Source organism: Motilibacter peucedani (assembly GCF_003634695.1).
GTDB lineage: Bacteria > Actinomycetota > Actinomycetes > Motilibacterales > Motilibacteraceae > Motilibacter > Motilibacter peucedani.
Map to the genome: position 1 here is coordinate 732,935 of NZ_RBWV01000009.1, position 7,104 is coordinate 740,038.

At 69.1% G+C, this 7,104-nt stretch carries 6 protein-coding genes; all 6 read left to right on the forward strand.

What is annotated here, in order from left to right; genetic code table 11:
• Window positions 1–788: 788 nt before the first annotated feature.
• The 6 genes from CLV35_RS04925 (at window position 789) to CLV35_RS19665 (ending at window position 6,843) form a co-directional block, all read left to right on the forward strand.
• Window positions 789–1,427, forward strand: coding sequence for a nuclease-related domain-containing protein (locus CLV35_RS04925; RefSeq protein ID WP_121192248.1), 639 nt, complete (start codon window positions 789–791; stop codon window positions 1,425–1,427).
• Window positions 1,428–1,641: 214 nt separating this feature from the next.
• Window positions 1,642–1,854 carry a hypothetical protein gene (locus tag CLV35_RS04930; protein ID WP_121192250.1) on the forward strand — a complete coding sequence of 71 codons (213 nt, stop codon included), beginning with the start codon at window positions 1,642–1,644 and terminating at the stop codon, window positions 1,852–1,854.
• 1,088 nt (window positions 1,855–2,942) lie between these two features.
• Window positions 2,943–4,079, forward strand: a complete 1,137-nt coding sequence (locus CLV35_RS04940) for an AAA family ATPase (protein ID WP_121192252.1) — start codon at window positions 2,943–2,945, stop codon at window positions 4,077–4,079.
• Window positions 4,080–4,222: 143 nt separating this feature from the next.
• Window positions 4,223–4,444, forward strand: coding sequence for a hypothetical protein (locus tag CLV35_RS04945; RefSeq protein ID WP_121192254.1), 222 nt, complete (start codon window positions 4,223–4,225; stop codon window positions 4,442–4,444).
• A 1,059-nt stretch (window positions 4,445–5,503) separates the two neighbouring features.
• On the forward strand, window positions 5,504–6,013 hold the full coding sequence (locus CLV35_RS04950) for a SigE family RNA polymerase sigma factor (RefSeq protein ID WP_231121494.1): 510 nt from the start codon (window positions 5,504–5,506) through the stop codon (window positions 6,011–6,013).
• 314 nt (window positions 6,014–6,327) lie between these two features.
• The gene (locus CLV35_RS19665; protein ID WP_147431877.1) at window positions 6,328–6,843 is read left to right on the forward strand and encodes a hypothetical protein; all 516 of its coding nucleotides are present in this window, start codon (window positions 6,328–6,330) and stop codon (window positions 6,841–6,843) included.
• Window positions 6,844–7,104 lie beyond the last annotated feature (261 nt).

Sequence of the window (7,104 nt, forward strand, 5' to 3'; positions counted from 1 at the left end):
GCATCGCGCGCTCTTGCCGCTCTGCGCGCGGGTAGCATCGCGCGCTCTTGCCGCTCTGCGCGCGAGTAGCATCGCGCGCTCTTGCCGCTCTGCGCGCGGGTAGCATCGCGCGCTCTTGCCGCTCTGCGCGCGGGTAGCATCGCGCGCTCTTGCCGCTCTGCGCGCGGGTAGCATCGCGCGCTCTTGCCGCTCTGCGCGCGGGTAGCATCGCGCGCTCTTGCCGCTCTGCGCGCGGGTAGCATCGCGCGCTCTTGCCGCTCTGCGCGCGGGTAGCATCGCGCGCTCTTGCCGCTCTGCGCGCGAGTAGCATCGCGCGCTCTTGCCGCTCTGCGCGCGAGTAGCATCGCGCGCTCTTGCCGCTCTGCGCGCGGGTAGCATCGCGCGCTCTTGCCGCTCTGCGCGCGGGTAGCATCGCGCGCTCTTGCCGCTCTGCGCGCGGGTAGCATCGCGCGCTCTTGCCGCGGATCGCGTGACGTCGGCCAGCGTCTGGTGGACGCTCGGGCATGACGATCACACCCGAGCTGCTTCCCGTCGCCCACGACCCACTGCGCATGTCCGTCGCGGCTGACCTCGCCCGCTACAAGGGCCTCACCCCGGCTGCACGCCGAGTCGGACCTGCGCAGCTACGTCCTCTGGTGCCGGCAGCGCGGGCTCGACCCGCTCGCTGCCCAACGCACCGGAGCACTCGACTCCGGGTCCCAGCCGCCGATAGGCGCCGAGTGCGAGCACTCCAGCAACATCTCCCAGCACTCCAGGACCGTCTCAGCCGTCGGGGACTTTAAGCTCGGTTGGAACGACGCAAGGCCCGCCGCTCGTCGTGGCTCGACAAGCGGCTGCGGGCACACCGATGGGACCTGCTCGGCACCGCCCCGTCATGGGCCCCGCACGTCGGCGGCCTGTGGCTCGTCGTCGCCGCCTCCACGCTGCTGGCCCCACCCCTCGCCCGATCGTTCCTGCTCGGGTCCTGGACCACCATCGGCGTTGCCGGGGGCTGGCTGATGCTCGCCCTCGCCGACGGGTCTCTTCTCGCCCGCCTCGCCCGCACGCTCGAGGAACAGGTCGGCGACGAGCTGCGCCGGGCGCCCGGCGTCTACGCCGTCATCAGCGGTCTCCCGTTCGAGGGGCTCGACGTCGACCACGTCGTACTCGCCCGCGGCGGTATCGCCGCCCTCGAGGTCAAGTACCTACACACCCCAGGCCGCACCGCCCAGCTACGCGACGTCTACGGGCTCGCCGCCAAACTCGGCCAGACCACCACCGCCGCCAGAAAGATCAGCCTGTTCCTGCGCCCGGCCGGCGTCGAAACGGTGCGGCCTGTGCTGTACTCGCCGGCCCCGGCACACCCGACCTGCCCGCCGCCGGCCTCCAGCACGGGGGCGTCAACATCGTCGCCTGGCACGACAGCCACACCTGGCTGCCCCTCCTGATCGGTCCAAGCGACTCGACCGTCATCTCGGCCGACGAAGCAGCAGCCGCCGAAGCCAGCCTCCGCCACTTTCAAGAGCGCCGCTGGGAACACGAAGCGCATCTGCCCGCCTGACACAGGCATCCGCCTCTGCCGATGACCGCATGATCGTTTGCGCTTCATCGAACCGGAGACGACACAAGAGTCAAGGGCAGCTGAGCCAAGGAGCGACGTCGGTGGGACAAATCATCATCGGGGTCGTGGGCGTTGCGGCGATCCTCGCCGTCGTCTTCGGCGGGTTCTTCGCCCCCGATAGCAAGCCACGGCGTGACGGAGGCAACGGCAACGTCAACTGGCTCCCATCAAACTGGGCCCGGAAGACCAACGACGAGTACCGGGCTCGCGGCTGGCCCGAGCCCTACGACGATGAGAGTGACCCTCGCGTCTGACCTGTCGAGTGCACGCCCTTGCCGCTGGCCGGTCCGCTAGGCGAGGCCGAGGGAGACTGGAGTGTGGATGAGCCCCCCTGGCGGCCCGAGTCGCTGACCTTGATGAGCGACTACGAGGTGCCAGTTCCTCTGTGGATCGGTCCAGGCGTATGCCTCGACCGTAAGCACCTTGATCGTCTGCGACTGTCTGAGTCGCTGTCGCAGCGACTGCTGGAGTGGCAGCAGCACTTCGATGACCACTTCGGGTACCGCTTCGCTTGGGACGGACCCTCGTCAAGCACTGCTTATGCAGAGGAGGGCTTTCGGCTGCTGCGCGACCTCGGGGAAGAGCTGCCTGACGCTCGGGTGACTCTGGACCTGTGGCCGGTCACGGGCCAGGCGCCTGCCACTTGAGCGAGCACGTACCCGAGACCCGGAGGTACGCGCTCATGCCGCCGTCAGCGCGCGGCCATGCCGCTGACACGACCATCAGATCTGTGCCGACGCTCGGACCTTCCGGTGTGCGCCCCAGGCTGACGCGCCTGTTGTCACATACCTGGCGGCGGCATGTTCCGGTGCGCCGCGGCGCTCATGCCGGCGGCCTTCGAGATTGTCGCGCGTGCGTGTGTTGTCGCGGCTCGCTCGACTGCAGAGTCGATGGATGGGCTTCGACGCCGGCGGTTGGCCAGAACTACTAGAAGCGCAAGGACCACTACAACTGCGACCAAGGTCAGGACAAGTCCTAGCACGGTGTCCACCTTCCTCTGCTCGATTCCTCACTGTAGTGGGCGGCTTAGCGGAATGAGCGGAAAGCGGCCCCGTGAGCGCTAGTGCCCGGCTGTCTGAGCTGGGACTGAACGGGTGGGGTCAGCCCGCCACAGCTCCCATCAACGAGTTGCCGCTCATGCCGCCGTCAGGGCGCGCCGCGTGCCACCGCTCCTGCCGGTGTCAGGCGGGGCCAAGGGTCGACCGGAGGCTCAGCAGGGGTGGCGCAGCGGCCGACCTGTCGACATTGCGCACGCCGGCGGGGAGGATCGGTGAGTGCGCAGCATGAGCCGCCTCCCCGTACCGCAGGCGGCCGACGGGACGGGACGATCACCGGTCGTCCCATGCCGGTGCTGTGGCTGAGCGGGCCGCCTGGAGTCGGGAAGACGACGGCAGGTTGGAGGCTGTACCGCCACCTGACCCGTGCCGGGCTCGCGGTGGGCTACGTCGACATCGACCAGCTCAGCATCTGCTCCTCGGGCCGCGGCCCGCTGGCGGAGCGCTACGCCGTCGCCGCGCGCAACCTCACGAGTCTTGCAGCGTGCCACCGCAGCGCCGGCGCGCGCGCCCTGGTCGTGTCCGGCGTGACTGACCCTTACGACCCGGGCTACTGCAGCGGCATACCGGGTCTCGTCGTGACTCCGCTCCGGCTGCGCGCCGATGCCCACGAACTAGCGCGACGGCTATCAGCCCGTGGGCAGGACCAGGCCGTGGTCGACCAAGCGCTCACGGAAGCTGCCGTTCTAGACGCCACCCCGACCGGCGGACTGTGCAGCGAGACCACAGACGCCTCCGCGGAGCAGGTGTTCGCAACGATCCTGGCGAGCGCCGAGGACTGGCTCGAGACGCTGGACCTCAGGCTGGTCGAGCCACCGACGCCCCCTCCGCCTCCGGCGGCCGACGCGGCTGGGCAGGTCCTGTGGCTGTGCGGCCCCACCGGTGTAGGCAAGTCAGCAGTCGGTTTCGACCTCTACCAGCGGCACGTGCTGGGCAGGGGCGTCGCGGGCGCGTACATCGACCTCGAGCAGATCGCGAAGTTCCCGCCTCCGACCGCGCGAGGCCGCGACCAGCTGACGGCGCGGGCGCTGGCGTCGATGTGGCGGACCTTCCATGAGGCGGGGGCGCGGTGCCTGGTCGTCGTCGGTCCCGCCGAGAGCGAGGAGTCGATCGAGACCCACAGCCGAGCGCTGCCCGCGGCGGCGCTCACGGCGTGCCGGCTCCACGCTTCCAGAGACACGCTCATCGAACGGTTGCGACGCCGCGGGCGCGGAGAGAACTGGGGCCAGCCGGGTGACCCTCTGCTCGGGCAGTCGGACGCGCACCTTCTGCAGGTCGCGCGACGAGCCGCTGCCGACGACGAGCGTCTCGAACAAGCCCGGCTCGGTCACCTACGCGTCGACACCGACCACCTGAGCGTTGCCGAGGTCGCCGACGCCCTCCACGCGATCGCTGGCTGGCCGCCCACTCCCCCGGCGTCGTGAATAAGCAGACTTCCATCCCAACCCTTCGGGGGGCATGCCCACCCTGCGCGACGCGTGGCCCAGTCAACGACGACGACCGCCGCCCAAGAGAACGAGCCTTGCCGGCTCTGACGGCGACGTGGAGGCGAGGGACACTCATCGGCGTGACCGACGTGACCGTGACGCTCACCCAGGACGAAGCGCTCGTGCTGTTCGAGTGGCTCGAACGGGCAAGCGAGCGAGCGGACGGGTGGGTCGACCCGGCCGAGCAGCGTGTCGTGTGGGACCTCATCTGCAGCCTCGAGAAGGTTCTACCGCTGTTGAACGCGGACTACGGAGACTGGGTCGAAGCGGCGCGAGGACGGCTCCGCGACCCGACGAAGTGACCGGTCCCCGACTGACTCGGTGAAGGAGGTAACCCCAGCGGCGGCCGCGCTGTCCCCCGCAGCGCACCACTCTTGATGCGGTCGCGCCACCTCGTCGTCAGGTCCCAAGGTCGAGCTACACGCCACGGCGCTAGCCGGGGTTGTCGCCGCCCCCGCCCAGTCATTGCCCGAACGCACTCACATGCCGCTCTGCGATCGAAGGAGACGTCTACTGCTCGCCGGCGTGCGTCACTCAGCCACGAGGTGCACCAAGGAGCGGCGGAGCGCTATGCCGTCCCACTGATAGGGGACACTGGCGCAGATGACCGCGAACCCCGGGCGGGTGGCCCGGCAGCACGATCCATACCTAGCCGTGCTGGCGGCCCTCGCCGCCGTCGCGCTTCTCCTTTGCGCCCAGCGCGCTGGAGGCGCCCAAGGACCCGTTGCGCCGTGCCGCCAGACGCCTCGCGCCTCCACCTACCTCGCCCTCAACGTCGGGCGAGCGCCTCGAGCGGCCACCGTGCACGTTGGCCAGACGCTGGGTGTGGGTGCGGCCGTGTTTCAGAACACCGTCACGCGGACTCGTCACAACCTTCCAATCGCTGTCGCCAGTGATCGCTCAGTGCTGCGCTTGCTCTGCGCAGACACCTCAACAGGCGAGGCGTACTTCTCGGCCGAGCGGGCGGGGCAGGCGGCTGTGAGCATTGAGGCCGGGGACGCTCGATTCACGACTCAAGTGAGCGTTCAGCCTCGCTAACCTGCCTATCTCACCTGTGAATCACATTCATCGATCCACCGGACAGCGCGCCGCCCATGCTCGCGCCCTCGATGACCGCTCTTGCCGCTGGTCGCTCGTCGGGCTCGGGCCGAGCAGCGTCAGTACCGCACCACGTGGATAAGCATGACGAGGCCGACGACACACAGCATGCGACCCGCGAAAGGTTGGAGTGCCGGGCGGGCCAACGCCCGCGCTTGCTCTCCTTCCGCGACGCGCGCTTCCCGCGGCACGCTTCAGGCGGCGAAGCAACCTTCTTGCGGCTCCGAGTGGTCTCATCACCGAGGGGATGGAGGTGGCGAGCATTGAGCGGTGATGATGACGAGGCGTTCGCCGCCTTCGTCGCCGCACGAGGGCCGCGCCTATTGCACCTCGCCTACCTCCTGACGCGGGACCGGAGCCTCGCCCAGGACCTGCTGCAGACGTCGCTCGTCAAGACCTGGAGCGCGTGGTCACGAATCGACGACCCGGACGCCTACGTGCGCCGCGTGCTGAGCACCACCTACGCCTCGTGGTGGCGACGAAGGTGGCGCGCCGAGGAACCACACGACCAGCTCCCCGAACGAGCTCAGTCAGACGACATCGGCCAGGTCGACGCCCGCGACGAACTATGGCGAGCCCTTGGTCGACTGCCCGCCCGCCAACGCGCCGCCATCGTGCTTCGCTACTTCGAAGACCTCAGCGAAGCACAGACCGCGGACGCGCTCCAGATATCGGTCGGCGCGGTCAAATCCGCCACCTCACGCGGCCTCGCCCGCCTGCGCGTCGATCCGGCCCTTCACAGCACCGATCCCCCCGCCGTCCCTCGGAGCTGATCATGACCACCCCGGAACCCGCGTCGTTGGAGCTGCTCCGCGACACTCTGCAGCACCATGTCCCGCCGCCCGGCGGACCAGTCTCAGCCCCTGAGGTCATCTCTCTAGGCAAGCGGCGCCAGCGGACAGTTCGAGCCGTCACTGCGACGGCGGCACTGCTCGCTGTCACCACGGGGGGCGCCTCAGCCGTCGCCTTGTCCAGCCACCGCCAAGCGCCTCAGGTACCGCAGATCAGCGCCACGGCACCTTCGCTTCCTGCACCCGAGCCCCTCAACGTTGACGACGCCACCGCCCGCACGATGCTGCAACCCTGCTTGGACGACAACGACAGCGCCATCGCGTCGGGTGGCCCTGGCCGGCCCTCCGGTGACGACTGGCGAGTTCTCGCGGCGCGTTCAGTAAGGCCCCGGACAGTGGGCGCAGCGATTCATCTGGTCCACGGAACGCATGTCGTCAATCCGATCACCATGATCGTGGCCGAACAGGCCAGTACTGGGGACTGGACTGTCTGCGTCGTCCAGACGACCTCGTCGGGCCGCTACGGGCTCAGCAACTCCGCTGGGCCCGGAAGACTCGACCCAGGTGCACCTCCCGACAACGGCCTGACCCGTGTCAACGGCAACTTCGGCAACCATGCAGTCGCCTTTACCGTGGGCCGATACGGGAGCAAGGTGACTGGTGTCCGCGTCGCCTCCAGCGCCGGCGTCAGTGACGCCGCGCTGTTGCGCAACGGCGTCTACATCGGGGTCGTCCCGGTCTCCCCCACGGCCTACCGCTTCCCACCTACAGGCGAACTCAGGTCCATCACCGCCACCGCCGTCACCCGCTAACCTCCGGTCTCGTAGCGCCCGCGGCGACGACAGAAGCGCCAAGCGAGCCGCGGAATCGCCCGCGAGTGGGTAGTAGGACCGAGCCTCCATGTTTCGCCGATCGTGTCGGTCACTTCACTCTCATGGCTCCCTTCTGTGTCAAGGGTGCCGTTGGGGATTCACGCGGAGAGCGCTTGGACGGGAGGGGCGGCGGGGTCTGGTCGGGTGTCGATCGCGGGCGTAGCGTCGGGCGTGGTGGGTCCGGGAAGTGACTTGTCCGAA